Here is an 18,642-nt window from a genome sequence, read left to right on the forward strand (position 1 = left end):
CATGAGCAACCTGAGACTCCTCCGGGAAACCTCACTACTCGACGTTCCATCTGTGCTGCGCAACCTGGCAGATGCGATGGAGCGTGGCGAACATGACCAGGTGAATGGATGCGTGGTCGTGTGGGACGCCGACACGCTTGAGGTGAGCTATGCCGGCACCGGTGAAGCGGCACCGAACGCGCACCTGCTGCTGCATGCCGGCGCGGCCAAGATGATGGCGCGCGTCATCGAGGGGAAGGGATGAGCTTCTACGACGAGATGGCAGCGCTGGCCGATGAGCTGCTGCGCGAGTTTGGCAAGGCGGTAACGCTGCGTCGCGTGGTGCCCGGCGCCTACGACCCGAGCGCAGGCACCGCGGCAGAGACCGTCACCGACTACCCCGGCACCGGAGCGCTGTTCGATTACGAGACGCTGGGCGCCGGCCAGACGTGGATGCCCAGCACGCTGATCGAGGTGGGCGACAAGCAGTGCTTGCTGTCGCCAGCGGGCATGCCGCTGCCGACCACCGGCGACAAGCTGGTCGATGGCACGGACGTGTGGCAGGTACAGAACGTCAAGGCGGTGAACCCTGCCGGCACGCCGGTTCTGTACGAGCTGCACCTCAGGAAGTGATCCGATGTGTGCTAGATTGCACTTTCCAACCCCGTGGGAGACAGAAAGTGGCAATTCCGTACGAGCATCGAAGAATGGCAGACGCCCAGAATCAGGCTGGGGTCGCCCAACAAATCGTGGATAAGTCGCGGGCGATGGCGGATTTCCTTCTGCGCGAGTTGCCGGCTGGCATCAGAACGCACCGGGTGGAAGTCGTCGTTGTGGATTTCGGTGGCCAGCAGCGAGATATCGTCTTTCGCTCCCCATTCGGGGAGGTTTGGGGTCGATTCGGGTTCCGACTTGTCCAGCAGGAACTGCATGGCGTGTTGGAACTTCTGAAGGTAGACCGCAGCCTTGATGCCTCGATCAGCCTAGTGCCGCTTCATGCCATGTTGTTCGATAGGTTCGGCAATGCCAGCTTTGATGAGTCCAACGCGGCAGGATGGGATTGGGATTGTGAAGGTGACATAGTTCCAGAGGCCGAGGCAGCAAGGACATTTGCGCGCATCATGACGTTGAAACAGTTGGATCTTGTGCGTGCCATCTAATTGAATCACGCTAGATTTGCAGAGCCGCCTGAGGGCGGCTCTTTTCCTTTCTATGGCCGCAAACGACGACTTCCGCCGCAAGTTCGCCGCGTTCGTCGAGCGTGCCAAGGGCAATCAGGAGCAGGTCGTGCGCAAGGTCGCGCTAGACCTGATGACCAGCCTGGTCATGAAGTCGCCGGTCGACACCGGCCGATTCCGGGGAAACTGGCAGGTGCAGTATGTGCTGTCGCCCAGCACCTCGGTGACCATGGACAAGTCCGGCACCGGAACGATTGCCGCGGCGAACGGCGCACTGTCCGCCTTCGCGATCGGGCAGACTTTGCACCTGGTCAACCATCTGCCTTACGCCGTGCCGCTCGAGTACGGCCACTCTGGTCAGTCGCCGGGCGGCATGGTTCGCATCACCCTGGCCGAGTTCGACCAGTACCTGACCCGCGCAGTGGGAGAGCTGAAGAAATGAGCAACGTCGCTGTCCGCAAGGCGCTGGAGACCCGGCTGAACGCCATGGCGCCAGCGCTGGCCACCGCTTGGCAGAACGTCCAGTTCACCCCGGCCGCCGGCGTGCCATACCAACGTGCAGACCTGCTGCTCGGCGCGCCCGAGAACCCTGCCTATGGCGACTATTACCGCGAGGTCGGCGTGCTGCAGGTGTCGCTGATGTACCCATCAGGCGCAGGGCCCGGAGCGGCCGAAGCGCGCGCCGCGGCAATCCGAGACTGGTTCAAGCGCGGCACCACGCTGGTTGCCGACGGCATCGAGGTGGTGGTGCAGCGCACGCCGACCATTGCCGCGGGGTACGCAGACGGCGACCGCTGGCGCGTGCCGGTCAGCATCCCGTTCTTCGCCAGCGCCTGACGCCGGCCCATCTCATCAACGCCTCGCCTTGCGCGGGGCATTTCTGTTTGGAGCAAGAAAATGCCCATCGCAAAGGGGTTGTTCAAGCAACTGCGGTACAAGCTGCAGACCGCGCAGGGCGTCGCGGCCGGCACCTCCGGCGGCCAGATCCTGCGCCGCGTCACGTCGGACATCTCGCTGAACAAGGACACCTACCAGTCCGAGGAGATCCGCTCCGACCAGCAGATTGCCGACTTTCGCCACGGCGTGCGCCGGGTGGCCGGCACGATCAACGGTGAAATCTCGCCGGGCACGTACGCCGACCTGCTCGCCGCAATCCTGCGCCGCGACTTCACCGCGGTGACGGCCATCAGCGGAGCCAGCATCACGATCGCCGTGGGCTCGCTGCTGGGCACCGTCCAGGCCTACATCGTCACGCGCGCTGCAGGCTCGTTCCTGACCGACGGAATCAAGGCAGGCGACGTGGTGCGGCTGACGGCGGGCTCGTTCAATGCCGCCAACCTGAACAAAAACCTTCTGGTGGTGTCGCTCACCGCGCTGGCGCTGACCGTCATCCCGCTGAACGGCGTGGCGATGGTCGCCGAAGGCCCGATCGCCTCGGCCACCGTGTCGGTACCGGGCAAGAAGACGTACGTGCCGACCAGCGCGCACACGGACAAGTACATCACCTTCGAGCACTGGTTCTCGGACGTGGCGCAGTCAGAGCGCTTCACCGACTGCAAGCTGGCGCAGATGGACATCAACCTGCCGGCGACTGGCATGGCGACGCTGGCGGCGCAGGTGCAAGGCCTGGACATGGTTACGGCCACGTCGGTGTACTTCACTGCCCCTGCAGTCGAGACGACGTCCGGCGTGGTGGCTGCGGTCAACGGCGTGCTGCTTGCCGGCGGCGTGCCGGTGGGTCTGGTAACGGGCATGAGCGCGTCGATCAACGCCAACCTGACCGGCGACCCGGTGGTCGGCCAGAACACGCTGCCGGACCTGTACCCGGGCCGCGTGGTGGTCACCGGCCAGTTCACCGCCTACTTTCAGGACGCGGTGCTGCGCGACGCCTTCGTCAACGAGACCGAGATCGGCATCAGCGCGGCTCTGACGACCGGCAACACGGCGGCTGCTGACTTCCTCGCGATGACGATGTCTCGCGTGAAGCTGGGTAGCGCCAGCAAGGACGACGGCGAGAAGGGCCTGATTCAGACCTTCAGCTTCCAGGCGCTGCTGAACGGCGCCGGCGGCGCGGGCGCCGCCAACGAAAAAACGACCATCAGCGTGCAGGACTCGCTGGCGGCATAAGGGACAGCGCTCCCACCCATGGGAAATTCGCGGGCCGGCATGTGCTGGCCCGCATCTTTTTGGAGCAGACGATGGAACAGAACAAGGCAGCCGCGCAGTCGCGCTCGATCGCATCCCTGAACCTGGTGCAGGCCAGCGAGACCGGCTACGAGTTCGAGGTCAAGAACTCGGACGGCATCGGCCTGGGCGTCTTCATCACCGTAAGAGGCGACCACTCGGATACGGTGAAGGCCGCCAACCGCAAGCAGATCAACGAGCGCAGGGAACGTGCTTACGTGGCAGCAAAGAAGGGCGAGAGCCTGGGGCCGGAGGCTGTCGAGGACGACGAAGCACGGGCCATCGCCGGCGCGGTGCTGCGCACGGTGTCATGGCGCGGCCTGGACGAGCCGTGCAATGCGGACAACGCGCGCCTGCTGTACACGGTCAACCCGGAGGTGCGCGCGCAGGTCTACGCCCACGCGGCCGAGTCCGCAAATTTTTTGAAAGTCTGACGGCCGACATCGTCGCGTACGCAGAGCATCAGCTTGCGCTGGACGAGCGCATGCCTGATGGCTCGACCGTCAGGCAGAACCTCGAATCGGTCGCGCGCCAGAGCGGGCGGCGGCCGGAAGGGCTCGACAGCCCGGAATTGCCTCCCGCCGGCTTTCAGCTCTGGGAGTGGTTCATGGAACTGAACAACACTAGGCCGGCCGGCATGGGCCTGTCGCCCATCCCCTACACCGACATTCACGCCTTCTTCACCATGATCGGCGAGCGGCCCGCGCGCTGGCAGCTTGACGCCATCCGGCGACTCGATCGTGTGGTGCTGGGGGCCGCCAACAAACGCAAGGCATAGCATGGACATTGCATCCCTCGGCATCGCCATGGACACCTCCGGGCTGACGCGGGGGGAAGCTGCGCTCAACCGGACGACCCAGTCGGCCAACCGCACCGCCGATGCCATGGACAAGGTCGGCGCGAGCGGTGACAAGGCCTCGGCCGGCATCGGTGGTACCGGCACCGCCGCGGCGGGCGCCAGCACGTCGCTGAACCGCTACGAGCAGTCGGCGCAGCAGGCCGGGAAGGCCATGGGTGATCTGGAGCGTCAGTCGCGTTCGTTCGGGGATTCCCTGAAAGATTTCGCGATCGGTGCGACCGCGGTCAATGCCGTCGCCCAGTCGGTGCGCGCCCTGGTGGACGGCCTGATGGAGATCCCATCGTCCGTCTTCTCGAGCGTGCGAGGCTTTGCCGAGTTGCAGGCGCAGGTCGACAAGATCACCGTTGGGCTGAAATTCGCCGCCGGTGGCGATGCGAACGCTGGCGCGCGAGACCTCGGCTTCCTGCGAGAGGAGGCTAACCGGCTCGGCTTGGACCTGAGCGTCGCCTCGGCATCGTTCGTGAAACTGGCGGCTGCCGCGCGCGAGACGACGCTTGAGGGGAAGGGCGCACGGGAAATCTTCCTGGCGGTCAGTGAAGCCGCAACCGTCATGCACCTGTCGTCGGCGGAAGCCGAGGGCGCACTGATGGCGGTCGGCCAGATGATCAGCAAGGGTACCGTTCAGGCAGAAGAACTGCGCGGCCAGCTCGGCGAGCGCCTGCCCGGCGCGTTCCAGATCGCCGCGCGCGCCATGGGCGTCACCACTGCTGAGTTGGGAAAGATGCTCGAGCAGGGCCAAGTGCTGTCTGATGACTTCCTGCCGAAGTTCGCCGCTCAGCTTCGCAAGGAACTGGCCGGATCGGTCGAGGAGGCCGCAAACAGCACGCAGGCCGCGCTGGGCCGCATCGACAGCGCCTGGGCTGACCTGAAGCGCACGGTGGCGGACTCCGGGCTCGGGCAGGCGGCAGCTGGCCAGCTCAGCATCCTGACGGACGCCATGAACGACGTCTCCTCGTCGATCCGTCGGGCGAAGGCCGAGGGCGCCGGTTTCTGGGGCCAGTTCGGCGCGGGCGCTGGCTCGGCGCTGTCGTTCCTCAACCCGACGAATGCGGTCAACTATCGTGCGCAGTCCCTGAAGGGGATGGAGCAGCAGCGGGCCCAGTTGCAGTCCGAGCTGCAGGATCCGTCGCTCGACCGGTTTCAGCGTGGTCAGAAGGGCTACGACCTGATGCAGCTGGAGAAGCGCCTCGCGGAGGCGCGGCGCCAAGCGGGAGACGATCAGCAGCGCAACACTCCAAACCTGTCCGATGTCATGGGCCTTGGCGTCGAGGCGGCCCGTGAGAGCGCCGCGGAAGCTCGGGCGCGGAAGTTCCTGACCGACGGAAAGAACCTCACGAAGGCGGAGAACCGGGACAAGGATCTCAAGCAGATCGACGACGACTTCAAGGCGGCCACCACCGGCATCGAGAAGGGCAGCGACCTGTACAACCAGGCCGTCGCCGCGGCGGCCGCGCGCAAGCAGGAGGTCTGGGACAAGTTCAACAAGGCTGGGAAGTCGACATCCGCTGCGAGCGCCGCGCGACAGAACGAGCTTGGCGGCGAGATTGCTCAGCTCGAAGGCATGGCGCGCCAGCGCGAAGCCATCCTGAAGGGTGAACTGGCCGATTTGGAGACCTTGCGTAACCAAGGCCTGCTGGACGAACGCCAGTACATCGAAAAGAGCTTCGACGCCAAGCAAAAGGCACTGATCGACGAGCAGGTGATCGCCGAGATGCAGGCGGATGTCGCCGCCGGCCGCAAGCAACTGGCTGAGCGCGAACGGTACGCCGCCAAGGTCGAGGAGATCGAGGAGCGCCTCGCTAACAGCGAAAAGGAGCGGGCCCGGGCGCTGAGCGAGGTCTTCAAGAAGCTGGACGACGCGCGCAAGGAGGTGATGCTCAATGTCGACGCATATGCCGCGTCTCGCCAGCGCGAAGCATCCCGCGATCTGGCCAGCTTCGGCATGGGTGACAACGCCCGTGAGCTCAACGACATCCTGTCTCGCACGGAAGAGGAGTTCCGCAGGCAGCGCGAGACGCTGACCAAGCGCGCGGCGAAGTCGGGACTGCTCGACACCAAGGAGTATCGCGATTCGCTGGCCGAGCTGGACGCCGCAATGCAGGCTCAGCTGGATCGCGAGCGCGGGTACTTCCAGCAGCGGCTGGATCTGCAGGCTGATTGGCAGCTGGGCGCGTCTCGCGCGCTCGAGAACTACCGGGATTCGGCGGCCAATGTGGCGGCCCAGACCGAGGACATGTTCAGCCGTGCGTTCTCGAACATGGAGGATGCGCTGGTCGACTTCGCCATGACTGGGAAGCTCAACTTCAGCGACTTCGCGCACTCAGTGATCTCGGACCTGATTCGGATCCAGACGCGGGCGGCGCTGTCGGGCATCTTCAGCCAGCTCGGCGGTTCGCTGCTTGGCATGGCCGGCGATGCCACTGGCATGTCGATCGGCGGCGTCTACGGCCCCGAGACACAGGCTGGCCTGGACAGTCTGATCAGCAGCGTCAGCACGCGCGCCGGCGGCGGGGATGTGCAGGCCGGCGTGCCGTACCTGGTTGGCGAGCGCGGCCGCGGCGAGATCTTCGTCCCGGACGTGCCTGGCCGCGTGTTGCCAGACACGGCGATGCCTGCGAAGACGCAGCAGGCCGCGCCAATGTCGATCGAGTTCCATAACACCTACAACATCGACAGCCGGACGGACCGCGCCGAGGTGATAGCCGCCATCGAGCGCAGCCAGCAGCAGACGAAGGCCCAGATTCTGGACAGCATCAATCGCGGCGGGCGCTTCTCGCCCAAACGGTAAGCCATGGCAACCCTGACGTTCCCTGACGACATCCTGCCGGCGAGCGCCATGTTCGGGCTGCAGTCCAACACGGAGAGCTTCACGTCCCCGCTGAATCGGGCCATGCAGACCGTGGAGAGGCCGGGCGCCCTGTGGAAGGCGCGCCTGACCTTCACCACCATGAGCCTGCAGCAGCAGCGAAAGCTGCAGGGTTTCCTGGCTGCATTGAACGGTATGGCCGGCCGTGTGTACCTGTGGCCGCATGGGTCGTCGATTGCGGACATCGCCGCAGCGCCGGTCGACGCCACGATGGTGCTCAACTTCCTGTCCCAGTCGTACCAGATCGACGTCGCTCCAGTGGTCAATGGGGCGTTGATCGACTTCAACTACCTGCCGTCGAAGTACTGGCCGGCCAGCACGCTGGTGCTGCGCGCTGGCGAGTATCTGGAGGCTGGCGGCGAATTGAAGATGGTGACGGCGGACGTGGTCAGTGACGCGAACGGTACCGCACTGGTGCCGATTGCCCCGTCCTTCCGCAAGGCACCGGCTGACCTCTCCGTGATCAAGCTGGACAAGCCCAAAGCATTCATGAGGCTTGCCAGCGACGTGTGGGAGTTTGTGAGCACGCCAGCGTTCCGGCATGAGGCCTTTTCGGTCGACTTCATCGAGGTGCTGACATGACGCGCGCGCTGGATGGCGGCAACGTCTCGCTGATCACCGCGGACCACGTTCCCTACGTCTTTTTCGTGCAACTCGACTTCTCGCAACCGCTGCGGGTCTGTAGCGCTGGCTACAACATGGACTGGAACGGTGCGACCTGGCTCGGGCTCGGTGCGCTGGGCAGCATCGAGCCGATTCAGGAGCAGGCGAGCCTGGAGGCTACGGGCGTTCGCTTGACGCTCAGCGGCGTGCCGAGCGAGTACGTGGCAATCATGCTGGCCGAGCAGTATCAGGGCAGGCCCTGCCGCATCTGGTTTGCACCGTTGCGATGGGATCTCCAGCTCGGCTTTGCGCCGATTCCATTGTTCTCGGGTCGCATGGACGTGCCAACGATCGATGTCGGCGAGACCGCGTCTATCACGGTGTCGGCCGAATCGAAGATGGTCGCGTGGGACCGCGCGAGGGTGCGCCGCTACAACAACGAGGACCAGCAGAGCCGGTACCCGGGCGATCGCGGCTTCGAGTTCGTGCCTCAGATGGTAGAGCGTCAGCTTCAGTGGGGAAGGTAGATGCAGCGTTTGGAAGACTGGCCGACTCGGCTTGCCGAGTTCATCGAAGCCCGCCGTGAGCGGGCTTTTTCATGGGGCAATTCGGACTGCTGTCTCTTCGTCTGCGATGCCATCGAAGCGATGACCGGCACCGATCCTGGCGCGCGCTGGCGCGGCCTGTACAGCAGCGAGAAGGGTGCACGGCGCGTGCTTTGTGACAACGGCGGCGTGGATGGAATCGCCGCGCTGGTTCTCGGCCAGGCGATGCCGCCGGCGCTGGCCGGTCGCGGCGACGTGGTGCTGATCGACACGCCGCACGGCCAGGCGCTGGCGCTTTGCCTGGGCGGATTGATTGCCGCGCAGGGGCAGGCCGGCATTGAGTTCATGGAAATGAAGCAGGCGAAGGCGGCCTGGAAGGTATAGGAGAGAAATATGCCGGCAGCAGCCGCAGCGGCACTAGCCTCAGCAGCCTTCTCAGTAGCAGGCGGCGTAGCAGCGGGCACCATCGCCGTCGCTTCGGCGACGATTGCATACGGTGTCGCATACGCGGTCGTCGCTCTCGGGATTTCTTTCGCGGTTGGCTCTCTCATGGGCGCCGTCTTCAAGCCGCGCACCCAGAACGGCTTCGCCGCCGAGGCACAGGGCCGTACGCAGATCGTTCGCTCCAACATCCAGCCGCGCAACATCATCTACGGCCGGGCGATGACCTCGGGCCCGCTGATCTTCGCGGCCAGCACTGACCGCAGCGACGGCAAGAAGAATCAATACATGCACCTGGTGGTCGCTCTGGCTGACCATGAGTGCGATGCGATCGAGGAGGTGTATCTCGGTGAGGATCCAGTCGGGCAATTGCACGAGGACACGGGTATCCCGGTTGGTGGAAAGTTCGTCAAGACATCTGGTGTGGCCACCACCCATTCAAAGTCGATCCCTGGCGGACAATCTCAGGTCACATATGACTTGGACGAGACCGTTCTCCGCGTCGTTTCGGCTGCCGGCTATACCGCGGGCATGGCCTATGTGCAGGATTTCCCATACACGGTTGACTGGTCGCCGGGCTCTAAGACCGTCACGGTGCGAGAAGTTCAGCCCGATACGCGGGTTATCGTGATCACCTACGAGGCGCCGAGGTACAAGGCGCTGGTCAGGGTCAAGAAGCACCTTGGCCGGCCCGATCAGACTGCTGACGGCGACCTCGTCTCCGAGGTGCCAGGCTGGACGTGGGATCACCGCCTCAGCGGCGTCTGCTACGTCTATCTGCGGTTGGAGTATGACGCGGATCTTTTCCCGAACGGCTTGCCTAACGTCAAGGCGGTGGTTCGCGGGAAGCGCCTGTACGACCCGCGCACCGGCGGCACCTACTGGTCGCACAACTGGGCGCTGTGCGTCTACGACTACCTGAGGGACGAGCGCGGCATCGGCTGCACCGATGCCGACATCGACGTCGCCTCAGTGATCGCCGCGGCAAACATCAGCGACGAGCCGGTGCAGACTGACACGGCGGTGTGGCAGGAGCGTTATCTATGCGACGGCATCGTAATGTCCGACAAGTCGCCGCGCGACAACCTCGCCGAGATGGTCACAGCTGGCGCCGGCGTGGCGGTGATAGCCGGCGGCGTATTCCGCGTGTTTGCAGGCGCCTACGATGTCCCGACGGTCACGCTGACGGAATCGGACCTGCGCGGGCCGGTGAAGGTGCAGCCGCGCACGTCCCGCAAAGACCTGTTCAACGTGGTCAAGGGCACATATGTCGACCCCGGCAAGTTCTGGCAGCCGGGCGACTTCCCCGCGATGCGCAACGCCACCTATGCCGCCAACGACGGCGAGGTGATCGAGCGCGACATCGAGCTGCCTTTCACCACCAACACGATCATGGCGCAGCGCATCGCCAAGATCATCCTGGAACGGTCGCGGCAGAGCATCGTCGTCGAGTTCCCGGCCAAGCTGACCGCTCTGCAGCTGACCGCATACAGCACGGTCAAGCTGTCGCTGGCGAAGTTCGGCTGGACCGACAAGGTGTTCCGGGTGATGGACTGGCGCATGAGCGCCGATGGCGGTGTCGACCTGGTCCTGAACGAGGAAGCGGCGGCCGTCTACGACTGGAACCTTGGCAACGCTACGGTAGTAGACCCAGCGCCGGACACGAACCTGCCCAACCCGTTCGTCGTGGAGTCGCTGGGCCAGATCAGCCTGGCCTCGGGAGAGGACCAGCTGATCCTGAGCTCAAGCGGCGTGGTCATGTCTCGGATGCTGATTTCATGGCCAGGGGCGCAAGATCTGGCGCTGTCCCAGACTGGCCGCGTCGAGATGGAGTACAAGCGCGCCGACAGTGCGGTGTGGTCGTCGATGCCGTCGCTCACCGCTGAGACGACGGGCCGGTACCTTTCGCCGGTGGAGGATGGCGCCGCCTATGTCGTGCGCGGCCGCTTCGTCTCGGCCATCGGCGTGCGCAGCAGCGCGTGGACGTATTCGCCGCTGCACGTGGTGACCGGCAAGCTGGCGGCGCCGTCCAACCTCACCGGTCTGTCCATGACGGTGCTGAACGGGTTCGCCAACCTGACATGGGACGCGGCGACCGATCTGGACGTTAGGAACGGCGGGCAGGCGCGGATCCGTCACACCACCGATTTGGTGCAGCCGAGCTGGGGGAGTGCCATCGACATCGGCGGGTACATCTCCGGCGCGGCCAACTCGGCGCAGTTGCCGCTGCTGGAAGGCGTCTATCTGGCGAAGTGGATCGACTCCACTGGCCACGAGTCGCCGGCGGCGGCAATGGTGGTTACCACGGCGCCATCGCTGCTGGCACTGAACGTGGTGGCCACGGTGCAGGAGCAGCCCACGTTCGCCGGCGCCAAGACGAACGTGATCTACGACCCGGCGCTCAATGGCATCAAGCTGACCGGGGCTGGCCTGATAGACGATCAGGGGATGAGTGACGCCAGCGGGCTGTGGGACACGCAGCCGGCCATCAACACGCTCGGACTGATCGATGAAGTGGTTGGGTCGGGTGGGTGGGGGCTGATCGACTCGCTTGGCGGCATCGTCAGTAGCGGCGAGTACGTCTTTGCAGGCTCGCTCGATCTCGGCACGGTAGAGAAGTCGCGCCTAACTGCGACCATTGATGCGCTGTCGTTCGACACCGGCGACCTGATCGACTTCCGGTACGACCTGATCGACAGCTGGGCGTCGATTGATGGCGATCGGATCAACGACACCGCCGTCTCCCTGTACGTGCGCACCACGCCGGACGATCCGGCTGGCTCGCCTACGTGGTCGGCCTGGCAGCGCTTCTCGATGGGTGACTACGAGGCGCGCGCCTTCCAGTGGAAGGTGGTGCTGGAGAGCGGATCGGCCACGCACAACGTGATCGTGACCGGCCTGTCTGTGAACGTCGACATGCCGGATCGGCGCGAGTCCGGGAGGGACATCGTGTCTCCCGCGGGCGCGACGGCGATCACCTTCTCGAAACCGTTTCGGGCGCTGCCAGTGCTCGGGATTACTGCGCAGAACATGGCACAGGGCGACTACTTCGTGGTCAGCAGCAAGTCCGTGTCCGGCTTCTCGGTCACCTTCTTCAACAGCGCCAGCGCGCCGGTCTCACGCCGGTTCGACTGGGATGCGATCAGCTACTAAACCAGAGAGGAAAGCATGTCCCAACACGACATGGACATTGCCAACCAGGCAGGCGCGGCCTTCCGCGCCGACCTGAATTTGGCACTGGGTGCGCTCGTCTCGAACAACTCTGGCGCAGCGGCGCCGACGACGACCTTTGCCTACATGTTCTGGGCCGACACCAACGCCGGCCTGCTGAAGATGCGCAACGGCGCCAATACGGCGTGGGTAACGATCGGCCTGCTCGGTGTGCAGAACTTCGGGCACATCATGCCCGGCACCGTGGTGTACCACGCCGTCAGTTCCGTACCTGCTGGTTTTCTGAAGGCCAACGGCGGCGCGGTCTCGCGAACAACCTATGCGGACCTGTTCGCCGTGCTGGGTACGGGGTATGGGTCTGGCGATGGGTCCACCACCTTCAACCTGCCCGAACTGCGCGGCGAGTTCATCCGGGTGTGGGACGACGGGCGAGGGGTGGATGCGGGCCGCGTGATCGGTTCCGGGCAGCTAGAAGACCTGAAGAGCCATTTGCACACCACGCAATCTGTGGTCGCCGGCGGCGGTGCTGTGACCGGTCTCCAGATCGCGACCAACGGTATCAGCCAGGGCTTCATGTCGACCACGTCCACCGGCGGCGCCGAAACGCGCCCGCGAAACATGGCCCTGATGGCCGTCATCAAATACTGAGGAGCCGGCATGGAAATCTTCAACTACCACCCGCTCACCGGCGAGTTTCTGAGCGTTGGCGTTGCCGACGAGAATCCGCTGGAACCGGAGAACCCCATCGTCTCCGGCTATGCCACGCCGACCGTGCCGCCGGCAGATGAAGCGGGGCGCGTGCGCGTTTATCGGCGCCCGGACGGAACGGCGCCGCAGAACTGGCCGGAAGGCGCCTGGACTCTCGTCCCGGACTATCGCGCCGTGCCGCTGTTCCGGACCAGCGATGGCTCGGTCTTCATGCTCGGCGACGAGTATGCCGGCATCGGCGATCTGCCGGCTTTTCTGACCGACGAGCCGCGCCCGTCGCCGGCGCACAAGTGGGTAGCCGACGAATGGGTGCTGGACGACGGCCTGGTGGAGGATCTGCTCGCTGCCGTACGCTCCGGGAAGAACGCCGAGATCAACGCTGCGCGGTTGGCGGCCAACCGCGGCACGTTCGTGCATGCCGGCAAGGCATTCGCCTGCGACGAGCTGAGCCGCAGCGACATCGACGGCGTCAACGGCTACGTGGTGCTGTTCGGTGCGCTGCCAACGGACTGGCCGGGCGCGTGGAAGGCCGTCGACAACAGCTATGCGCCGATTGCCACGCTGAACGACTGGAAGGCGTTCTACGCCAGCATGGTTGCGGCCGGCAATGCGAATTTCGCGCACGCGCAGGCGCTGAAGGTGCAGCTCGCTGCAGCAACTACGATCGAGCAGGTGCAGGCCATCAGCTGGGAGTGACGATGCGCGCGGCGTTCTATCGTGGCACGCGGCCCGGCATCGCCGGCCTCTACAACCGACTCGTGCGCTGGTGGTGTCGATCGCCGTATTCCCACTGCGAGCTGATCTTCTCCGATGGCATGGCAGCCTCAGCCTCCTACATGGACGGTGGCGTGCGCTTCAAGGCCATCGAGTTCAGCGCCGACCGGTGGGATGTCATCGACCTGTCTGGGGCTGATGAGTCGGCAGCGCTGGCGTGGTTCATTGGCCAAGCGGGCCGGCCCTACGACCTGCTCGGCAACCTCGGCTTCCTGTGGCGACCGATCGCCGGCGCGCGGCGAGCGTGGTTTTGCTCGGAGGCAGTTGCTGCCGCGCTGGGCTATCGGGATCCGTGGCGCTACGATCCCGCAACGCTTGCCTCGGTGCTCACCAGACAGCCGCCTATGGGCGGAGTCACCTCCGGAGTAAAGCATGCTGGGTAACGTTCCCTTTGCCGAACTGATCACGTTCACGCGCGCCAGCGCTGCCTGGCGCTGCAACGCGTCGGGCATCCTGGTGCAGGACGGGAACAACGTGCCACGCTACGACTACGACCCGGTGACGCTGCAGCCGCGGGGGATGCTGGTGGAGGAGGCGCGGACCAACCTGCTCACGCATTCGGCCAACTTCCCTGATGCGTCCTGGCCTAAAACAGGCTGCTCAGTTACAGGAAATGCCGCGCTTTCGCCGGATGGAACTTCTTCGGCGGACAAGATTGTCGAGGACACGTCCACAGGCATTCATGCCGTGGTGCGCAACGTTACCGTGTCGGTGTCCACGACTTACACGTACTCGGTATTCGTGAAGGCCGCCGAGCGCACGGTCGCGCAGGTTCAGCTTGGAAACTTCGGCAACCAGGTCGCATCAAACACCGTCTACATCAACCTCTTGACCGGTGCGTTCACTGCAACGGATGCCAGTCGTACTGTGGTGCGCGATGTTGGCAATGGGTGGTGGTGGGTTGCGACCACGGTCACCACGACCGCGTCAGGCACATCCCTGGCACCAAGCGCATACGCCGTGCAAACAATGGGGACCTCAACCTATACGGGGGACGGTGCCTCTGGCATCTACGTATGGGGAGCGCAGTTGGAGGCGGGGGCGTTTCCAACCAGCCACATCCCGACCACGACGGCCGCCGTTGCGCGGTCGGCGGACTTGGGGCTAATCAGCAACCTCGATGCTTTCGGATTCAACGCAACCGAGGGTACTTTCGTTGTCGACGCGGAAGGCTATCAGCCTGGTGCGAAGTACTCGTTTGGCGTGACAGACGGGACGACGAACAACATGATCGGTGTGTCCCGGCAGTCGAGCAGCATACTGCAGTCGCGGGTCACGACAGCGGGTGTGGTGGCGAGTCTTGGTCTGTCGAGCAGCTATGCCGGTGAACAGGTCAAAGTGGCGCTGACATACGGACAGGGAACCCACACCGCATGTATGAACGGCGGGTCGGTGTTATCGATTGCATCTGGTATCCCGGTCGTCAACCAAATGCGTGTTGGGGCGGTGGGAACAACTGGCCAGATCAACGGATGGCTTCGATCCATTCGCTACTACCCTCGAAAGCTCTCCAACGCCGAGCTGCAGGCCATCACCGCCTGACCGCCGCCTCCTGGCGGCTATTCGTTTCTGGAGCAGACCATGACCATTGGCATGTCCACCGCACTGCGCAATGCGCGCCTCGATGCGATTACCGCGGCCGCAGGCGCTAACGCGAAGCTGCGGCTGTATTCCGGCAGCCGGCCAGCGACTGGCGGCACGGCGACCACGCTGCTGGCCGAACTGACCTGTGGCGCGACGTTTGCGCCGGCGGCGTCCGGCGGTGTGCTGACGCTGAACGCGATCACGTCGGACTCGGCGGCCGATGCCTCCGGCACGGCTACCTGGGCGCGGCTGGTGACGTCCGGCGGCACGCACGTGCTCGACATGGACGTCGGCACCAGCGGTGCTGACCTGAACATGAACTCGGTGGCCATCTCGGCCGGCGCTGCCGTGAGCATCACCTCGGCCACGCTGACCGAAGCGAACGCGTAACCACCACAGCGGAGGACGGCCGTGACGACGATTGTCCTCACAACTGGCACGAGCTGGGACAAGCCGGCCGACTGGAATCCAGACGACAACACCATCGAGTGTTGGGGCGCGAGTGGGGGCGGCGGCGGTGCCAGCGCTTCTTCGTCTGGTTCCGGTGGCGGCGGCGGAGGTGGTGCCTATTCGAAGATCACCAACTTCAACCCAGCCGGCAGCACGGTTTCGTACCAGATCGGCGCCGCCGGCACTGCGGGCACCACGGCACCCACCGCGGGCGGAACTGGCGGCGACACGTGGTTCGGCTCGACTGGCACCGTTTTGGCCAAGGGTGGTGGAGGGGGCCTCAGTGGCAACAGCGGCTATACCGGCGGCAACGGCGGCGCGGCAGCGTCTGGCGTTGGAACGTCGAAGTTCTCTGGCGGCAAGGGCGGCAACTCCGCCGCCGGCACGGCTGCTGGCGGTGGTGGAGGCGCGGCCGGCAAGGATGGCGATGGTGTCGCTGGTAGCAACGGATCGGGCGCGTCGGGCGGAGCGGGCGGGGCCGGTAACAACGGCTCCGGAGGGGCGGGCGGTTCCGGCGGCACGACGGGCGGCGGGGCGGGCACGGCAAACACCGAAGGCGGTGGCGGTGGCGGCGGTGCTGGTGACAGCCACTCAACCCGCACGGGCGGCGCTGGCGGGGCGCCTGGTGGCGGCGGTGGCGGCGGTAACGGCAACGGTGGTGGCCCAGGCAGCGCGGGCACGATCGGCCAGATCCGGATCACCTACACGCCGTTGGCGGCGGGAAATACCGGCACGATCGCCGCGACGCTGGGCAGCGCGACGGCATCGATCGCCGGCGCTCAGCAGTTCAGCGGCACGGTCTCGCGCACGCTCGGCGCTCTCACTGCGGCGGCGAGCGGCGCGCAGGCCTTTTCCGGCACGCTGAGCCAGACGCTCGGCGCGGCGACGGCTGCCGCATCTGGCGGCCAGGCCTTCGCCGGCGCCATCAGCGGCACCGTTGGCGGCGCGAGCATGTCGGCGACTGGTGGCCAGGCGCACACCGGCACTGTCGCTGCAGGCCTCGGGCCTGTCGCTGCTGCGTTCACCGGCACGGCTGTCGACGGCATCGCCGGCCAGATCGCCACGCAGTTGGGAAACACGATTGCCTCAATCGTGGCTGCCCAGACATTCGCCGGCGGCATCGCCCGCGGGCTGGGCGGCGTCACAGCGCAGATCACCGGCGCCGTGCCGGACGACTCGACGCCGCACGAGCCGGTGCGCATCGTGGTCGCCGCCGAGACGCGGGTGCTGCTGGTAGCGGCAGAGCAGCGCGCACTTGCCGTGCCTGCCGATATTCGAGCAAGCGCCATCCCGGCGGAATCCCGCCGGCTGGCCGTGGCCAAGGAACACAGAACCGTGGAGATACCCGCATGAGCATCCCAGCGAAAGACCCGGCGGCCACGCTGGATTACCAGGTCGACTGGTCGGCGTGGCTGGCCGAGGGCGAGACGATCACGGGCACGCCGGTGATCGAGGTAGACGATGGCCTGACGCTGAACCCGCCAGGCAAGAACACCATGGCAGCAGACGGCAAGGTCACGTTCTGGCTGGCTGGCGGCACGGCTGGGCAGGTCTACACCGTGGCCTGCCAGATCACGACGAGCCAGGGTCGCACTGATCAGCGCTCATTCAGGCTTTCCGCTTCCAATAGGTAGGTAAAGCCGTCGTAAGGATGTCAGCACGGGAACCGCTCCCTTAGTGCAAGCAACACGGCTGAGCGCGCGGACATGTCGCCTCTAGTGGGCTTACGGTTTAGCCATTGGAGCAACGCCAGAATCGCTGATTCGTGGCTAACGCCATCTGCAGGCGCACAAAAAGCCTTTTGGCTCCGATAGACACCGACCATGACTGCATGGGTGTCAAGAACGCCGCTGACATAGCCTATGCACCTGAAAAGCCCGACCAGTTCTTCGGCGGTCTTAGCAGTAGACGGGTCTGACGAGCATTCCTTTGCGAGTTGCGCGGCAGTCGTCTCCTGCGCTTGTGCCAGATTCAGGCACAGCATTAGAGCCATCGCAAACAGGGTGTCCCTCATAGCACCTCTCCTCACGGCCATTTGGTTCAAGGACCAACCTAGTCGTCCATGATGGCCAAACATACCACTAGGCCCGCCGCGCGCGGGCCTTTTTCATTCCCGGAGGTTCACATGGAACTCATCGAAGAGGCCAAGAAGCAATTCCCGCGGCTGTGGAGCGTGCGCCTGTCGCTACTGGCGGGCCTGCTGTCCAGCCTGGAGGCCGGCGCCGAACTGTACCTGACCGGCAAGCCGGCTATGGCCGCGATCGCCGCGGCACTGGTGGCGTTCGCTGCGGCGTTCTCGCGCATCGTCGCCCAGCCGGCCCTGAAGGACATGATCGACGCGAGCAAGGGGGCAGCCGAATGAGGACCGGGTCGAAGCGGACTCTGCAGGCGACTGTAGGCGCCGGTGCGGCCGCCTTGCTGCTCACCACAGTCCCGAAGTTCGAAGGCGTGATCCTGCGCGGCTACAAGGATCCGATCGGCATCGTCACTGCCTGCGCCGGCCATACGAAGACGGCGGTGCTGGGCCGGCCGTACTCGCCGGCCGAGTGCACGGTGCTTCTAGACGCGGACCTGGTCGAGCATGCCGACGGCGTCCTTGCCTGCACTCCGGTCCTGAAGGGGCAGACATACCGGCTGGCCGCTGCCACCAGCTTCGCCTTCAACACGGGGGTGGCGGCCTACTGCCGGTCGACCATGGCGCGCAAGTTCAACGCCGGCGACTACGCGGGCGCGTGCGCGGAGTTCTCGCGCTGGACCTACGCCGGCGGCCGCGAGCTGCCGGGACTGGTCAAGCGGCGGGCGTCCGAGCGCGCAATGTGTGAAGGCCGATTGGAGCAGTCCTCATGAACCCTCCCACAAAGGCCGCCATCGTCATCGGCATGCTGCTGGTGCTGGCCGGCGGCGCCGCGGCATGGCGGGCGAGTGTGCACGCCGCCGGCTTTCGGGCCGGCCAGGCAGCACTAAAGGACGCGATCGACAAGCGCGACAAGGAGATCGCGCGCCTGAACAAGCAGGTCGTCGCCAAGGACCAGGACGTGCTCGTGGCCAAGCAGGAGGACCGCGAGAAGATCACGACCATTTACCGCACCATCAGAGAACAATCGGAGGCTCAAATTGTTCAAGTACCTGTGTATCGCGAGTGCCGCATTCCTGCTGACGGCATGTCCCGCATCATTGCCGCCGCAGAGGGCCGAGTGCCAGCCGATCCCCAAGGCGCTGCGGACAATCCCGCCCGCAAAGCTGCCGGTGCCCCGTGACAACACCATGGGCGCGCTGGAGGTGGCCTACATTGGCGCAGCC

At 65.2% G+C, this 18,642-nt stretch carries 24 protein-coding genes; 23 read left to right on the forward strand and 1 reads right to left on the reverse strand.

Annotated features, from left to right (window positions below):
* The first annotated feature begins 1 nt into the window (after position 1).
* The 20 genes from ACAD63_RS07890 (at position 2) to ACAD63_RS07985 (ending at position 16,976) form a co-directional block, all read left to right on the forward strand.
* Complete coding sequence (locus ACAD63_RS07890; protein WP_434033714.1) at positions 2–244, forward strand: hypothetical protein; 243 nt, start codon at positions 2–4, stop codon at positions 242–244.
* Positions 241–612: a hypothetical protein gene (locus ACAD63_RS07895; RefSeq protein ID WP_434033715.1), complete on the forward strand. Its 372-nt coding sequence runs from the start codon at positions 241–243 to the stop codon at positions 610–612. The genes ACAD63_RS07890 and ACAD63_RS07895 overlap by 4 nt, the downstream gene beginning before the upstream one ends.
* A 74-nt stretch (positions 613–686) precedes the next feature.
* Positions 687–1,139, forward strand: coding sequence for a hypothetical protein (locus ACAD63_RS07900; protein WP_434033716.1), 453 nt, complete (start codon positions 687–689; stop codon positions 1,137–1,139).
* Between the two features lie 52 nt (positions 1,140–1,191).
* Positions 1,192–1,599: an HK97 gp10 family phage protein gene (locus ACAD63_RS07905; protein ID WP_434033717.1), complete on the forward strand. Its 408-nt coding sequence runs from the start codon at positions 1,192–1,194 to the stop codon at positions 1,597–1,599.
* Positions 1,596–1,994, forward strand: coding sequence for a phage tail terminator-like protein (locus ACAD63_RS07910; RefSeq protein WP_434033718.1), 399 nt, complete (start codon positions 1,596–1,598; stop codon positions 1,992–1,994). Before ACAD63_RS07905 ends, ACAD63_RS07910 begins: the two co-directional genes overlap by 4 nt.
* Before the next feature lie 60 nt (positions 1,995–2,054).
* Positions 2,055–3,284, forward strand: a complete 1,230-nt coding sequence (locus tag ACAD63_RS07915; RefSeq protein WP_434033719.1) for a phage tail tube protein — start codon at positions 2,055–2,057, stop codon at positions 3,282–3,284.
* Between the two features lie 71 nt (positions 3,285–3,355).
* Positions 3,356–3,775 (forward strand): hypothetical protein, encoded by a 420-nt coding sequence (locus ACAD63_RS07920; RefSeq protein WP_434033720.1) that lies wholly within the window; start codon positions 3,356–3,358, stop codon positions 3,773–3,775.
* 50 nt (positions 3,776–3,825) lie between these two features.
* Positions 3,826–4,119 (forward strand): phage tail assembly chaperone, encoded by a 294-nt coding sequence (locus ACAD63_RS07925; RefSeq protein WP_434033721.1) that lies wholly within the window; start codon positions 3,826–3,828, stop codon positions 4,117–4,119.
* A 1-nt stretch (position 4,120) separates the two neighbouring features.
* Positions 4,121–6,988, forward strand: coding sequence for a phage tail tape measure protein (locus ACAD63_RS07930; RefSeq protein ID WP_434033722.1), 2,868 nt, complete (start codon positions 4,121–4,123; stop codon positions 6,986–6,988).
* Between the two features lie 3 nt (positions 6,989–6,991).
* The gene (locus tag ACAD63_RS07935; RefSeq protein WP_434033723.1) at positions 6,992–7,648 is read left to right on the forward strand and encodes a hypothetical protein; all 657 of its coding nucleotides are present in this window, start codon (positions 6,992–6,994) and stop codon (positions 7,646–7,648) included.
* Positions 7,645–8,196 carry a hypothetical protein gene (locus ACAD63_RS07940; RefSeq protein ID WP_434033724.1) on the forward strand — a complete coding sequence of 184 codons (552 nt, stop codon included), beginning with the start codon at positions 7,645–7,647 and terminating at the stop codon, positions 8,194–8,196. Before ACAD63_RS07935 ends, ACAD63_RS07940 begins: the two co-directional genes overlap by 4 nt.
* Positions 8,197–8,598, forward strand: a complete 402-nt coding sequence (locus tag ACAD63_RS07945; protein WP_434033725.1) for a DUF6950 family protein — start codon at positions 8,197–8,199, stop codon at positions 8,596–8,598.
* 9 nt (positions 8,599–8,607) lie between these two features.
* A complete protein-coding gene (locus ACAD63_RS07950; RefSeq protein WP_434033726.1) occupies positions 8,608–11,808 on the forward strand; it encodes a phage tail protein in 3,201 nt (1,066 codons plus the stop codon).
* A 15-nt stretch (positions 11,809–11,823) separates the two neighbouring features.
* Positions 11,824–12,474 carry a phage tail protein gene (locus tag ACAD63_RS07955; protein ID WP_434033727.1) on the forward strand — a complete coding sequence of 217 codons (651 nt, stop codon included), beginning with the start codon at positions 11,824–11,826 and terminating at the stop codon, positions 12,472–12,474.
* Positions 12,475–12,483: 9 nt separating this feature from the next.
* Entirely contained in the window at positions 12,484–13,230 is a 747-nt protein-coding gene (locus tag ACAD63_RS07960) for a DUF4376 domain-containing protein (RefSeq protein ID WP_434033728.1), read from the forward strand.
* 2 nt (positions 13,231–13,232) lie between these two features.
* On the forward strand, positions 13,233–13,691 hold the full coding sequence (locus ACAD63_RS07965; RefSeq protein ID WP_434033729.1) for a hypothetical protein: 459 nt from the start codon (positions 13,233–13,235) through the stop codon (positions 13,689–13,691).
* Positions 13,681–14,850, forward strand: coding sequence for a phage head spike fiber domain-containing protein (locus ACAD63_RS07970; protein ID WP_434033730.1), 1,170 nt, complete (start codon positions 13,681–13,683; stop codon positions 14,848–14,850). Before ACAD63_RS07965 ends, ACAD63_RS07970 begins: the two co-directional genes overlap by 11 nt.
* Positions 14,851–14,889: 39 nt before the next feature.
* On the forward strand, positions 14,890–15,282 hold the full coding sequence (locus ACAD63_RS07975; RefSeq protein ID WP_434033731.1) for a hypothetical protein: 393 nt from the start codon (positions 14,890–14,892) through the stop codon (positions 15,280–15,282).
* Between the two features lie 21 nt (positions 15,283–15,303).
* The gene (locus ACAD63_RS07980) at positions 15,304–16,695 is read left to right on the forward strand and encodes a hypothetical protein (protein WP_434033732.1); all 1,392 of its coding nucleotides are present in this window, start codon (positions 15,304–15,306) and stop codon (positions 16,693–16,695) included.
* The gene (locus tag ACAD63_RS07985) at positions 16,692–16,976 is read left to right on the forward strand and encodes a hypothetical protein (RefSeq protein WP_434033733.1); all 285 of its coding nucleotides are present in this window, start codon (positions 16,692–16,694) and stop codon (positions 16,974–16,976) included. The genes ACAD63_RS07980 and ACAD63_RS07985 overlap by 4 nt, the downstream gene beginning before the upstream one ends.
* A 20-nt stretch (positions 16,977–16,996) precedes the next feature.
* On the opposite strand, the gene ACAD63_RS07990 is transcribed toward ACAD63_RS07985, so the two are convergent.
* Complete coding sequence (locus ACAD63_RS07990) at positions 16,997–17,356, reverse strand: Rap1a/Tai family immunity protein (RefSeq protein ID WP_434033734.1); 360 nt, start codon at positions 17,354–17,356, stop codon at positions 16,997–16,999.
* Between the two features lie 111 nt (positions 17,357–17,467).
* On the opposite strand from ACAD63_RS07990, the gene ACAD63_RS07995 reads away from it, so the two are divergent.
* From ACAD63_RS07995 to ACAD63_RS08005, 3 genes are read left to right on the forward strand one after another with little or no spacing between them, the layout of a single operon-like run.
* Entirely contained in the window at positions 17,468–17,704 is a 237-nt protein-coding gene (locus ACAD63_RS07995; protein ID WP_434033735.1) for a hypothetical protein, read from the forward strand.
* The gene (locus tag ACAD63_RS08000) at positions 17,701–18,189 is read left to right on the forward strand and encodes a lysozyme (RefSeq protein ID WP_434033736.1); all 489 of its coding nucleotides are present in this window, start codon (positions 17,701–17,703) and stop codon (positions 18,187–18,189) included. Before ACAD63_RS07995 ends, ACAD63_RS08000 begins: the two co-directional genes overlap by 4 nt.
* A complete protein-coding gene (locus ACAD63_RS08005) occupies positions 18,186–18,599 on the forward strand; it encodes a hypothetical protein (protein WP_434033737.1) in 414 nt (137 codons plus the stop codon). The genes ACAD63_RS08000 and ACAD63_RS08005 overlap by 4 nt, the downstream gene beginning before the upstream one ends.
* The last annotated feature ends 43 nt before the right edge of the window (positions 18,600–18,642 follow it).

The organism is Cupriavidus sp. a3, from assembly GCF_051015765.1.
Classification (GTDB): Bacteria; Pseudomonadota; Gammaproteobacteria; order Burkholderiales; family Burkholderiaceae; genus Cupriavidus; species Cupriavidus oxalaticus_A.

Bases quoted from the DNA above. Each gene is read 5' to 3' on its own strand.
- ACAD63_RS07935 (WP_434033723.1), top strand. From the start codon at position 6,992: ATGGCAACCCTGACGTTCCCTGACGACATCCTGCCGGCGAGCGCCATG.
- ACAD63_RS07915 (WP_434033719.1), top strand. From the start codon at position 2,055: ATGCCCATCGCAAAGGGGTTGTTCAAGCAACTGCGGTACAAGCTGCAG.
- ACAD63_RS07900 (WP_434033716.1), top strand. From the start codon at position 687: ATGGCAGACGCCCAGAATCAGGCTGGGGTCGCCCAACAAATCGTGGAT.
- ACAD63_RS08005 (WP_434033737.1), top strand. From the start codon at position 18,186: ATGAACCCTCCCACAAAGGCCGCCATCGTCATCGGCATGCTGCTGGTG.
- ACAD63_RS07995 (WP_434033735.1), top strand. From the start codon at position 17,468: ATGGAACTCATCGAAGAGGCCAAGAAGCAATTCCCGCGGCTGTGGAGC.
- ACAD63_RS07920 (WP_434033720.1), top strand. From the start codon at position 3,356: ATGGAACAGAACAAGGCAGCCGCGCAGTCGCGCTCGATCGCATCCCTG.
- ACAD63_RS07960 (WP_434033728.1), top strand. From the start codon at position 12,484: ATGGAAATCTTCAACTACCACCCGCTCACCGGCGAGTTTCTGAGCGTT.
- ACAD63_RS07940 (WP_434033724.1), top strand. From the start codon at position 7,645: ATGACGCGCGCGCTGGATGGCGGCAACGTCTCGCTGATCACCGCGGAC.
- ACAD63_RS07910 (WP_434033718.1), top strand. From the start codon at position 1,596: ATGAGCAACGTCGCTGTCCGCAAGGCGCTGGAGACCCGGCTGAACGCC.
- ACAD63_RS08000 (WP_434033736.1), top strand. From the start codon at position 17,701: ATGAGGACCGGGTCGAAGCGGACTCTGCAGGCGACTGTAGGCGCCGGT.
- ACAD63_RS07925 (WP_434033721.1), top strand. From the start codon at position 3,826: ATGCCTGATGGCTCGACCGTCAGGCAGAACCTCGAATCGGTCGCGCGC.
- ACAD63_RS07975 (WP_434033731.1), top strand. From the start codon at position 14,890: ATGACCATTGGCATGTCCACCGCACTGCGCAATGCGCGCCTCGATGCG.
- ACAD63_RS07905 (WP_434033717.1), top strand. From the start codon at position 1,192: ATGGCCGCAAACGACGACTTCCGCCGCAAGTTCGCCGCGTTCGTCGAG.
- ACAD63_RS07895 (WP_434033715.1), top strand. From the start codon at position 241: ATGAGCTTCTACGACGAGATGGCAGCGCTGGCCGATGAGCTGCTGCGC.
- ACAD63_RS07965 (WP_434033729.1), top strand. From the start codon at position 13,233: ATGCGCGCGGCGTTCTATCGTGGCACGCGGCCCGGCATCGCCGGCCTC.
- ACAD63_RS07970 (WP_434033730.1), top strand. From the start codon at position 13,681: ATGCTGGGTAACGTTCCCTTTGCCGAACTGATCACGTTCACGCGCGCC.
- ACAD63_RS07930 (WP_434033722.1), top strand. From the start codon at position 4,121: ATGGACATTGCATCCCTCGGCATCGCCATGGACACCTCCGGGCTGACG.
- ACAD63_RS07990 (WP_434033734.1), bottom strand. From the start codon at position 17,356: ATGAGGGACACCCTGTTTGCGATGGCTCTAATGCTGTGCCTGAATCTG.
- ACAD63_RS07955 (WP_434033727.1), top strand. From the start codon at position 11,824: ATGTCCCAACACGACATGGACATTGCCAACCAGGCAGGCGCGGCCTTC.
- ACAD63_RS07945 (WP_434033725.1), top strand. From the start codon at position 8,197: ATGCAGCGTTTGGAAGACTGGCCGACTCGGCTTGCCGAGTTCATCGAA.
- ACAD63_RS07890 (WP_434033714.1), top strand. From the start codon at position 2: ATGAGCAACCTGAGACTCCTCCGGGAAACCTCACTACTCGACGTTCCA.
- ACAD63_RS07950 (WP_434033726.1), top strand. From the start codon at position 8,608: ATGCCGGCAGCAGCCGCAGCGGCACTAGCCTCAGCAGCCTTCTCAGTA.
- ACAD63_RS07985 (WP_434033733.1), top strand. From the start codon at position 16,692: ATGAGCATCCCAGCGAAAGACCCGGCGGCCACGCTGGATTACCAGGTC.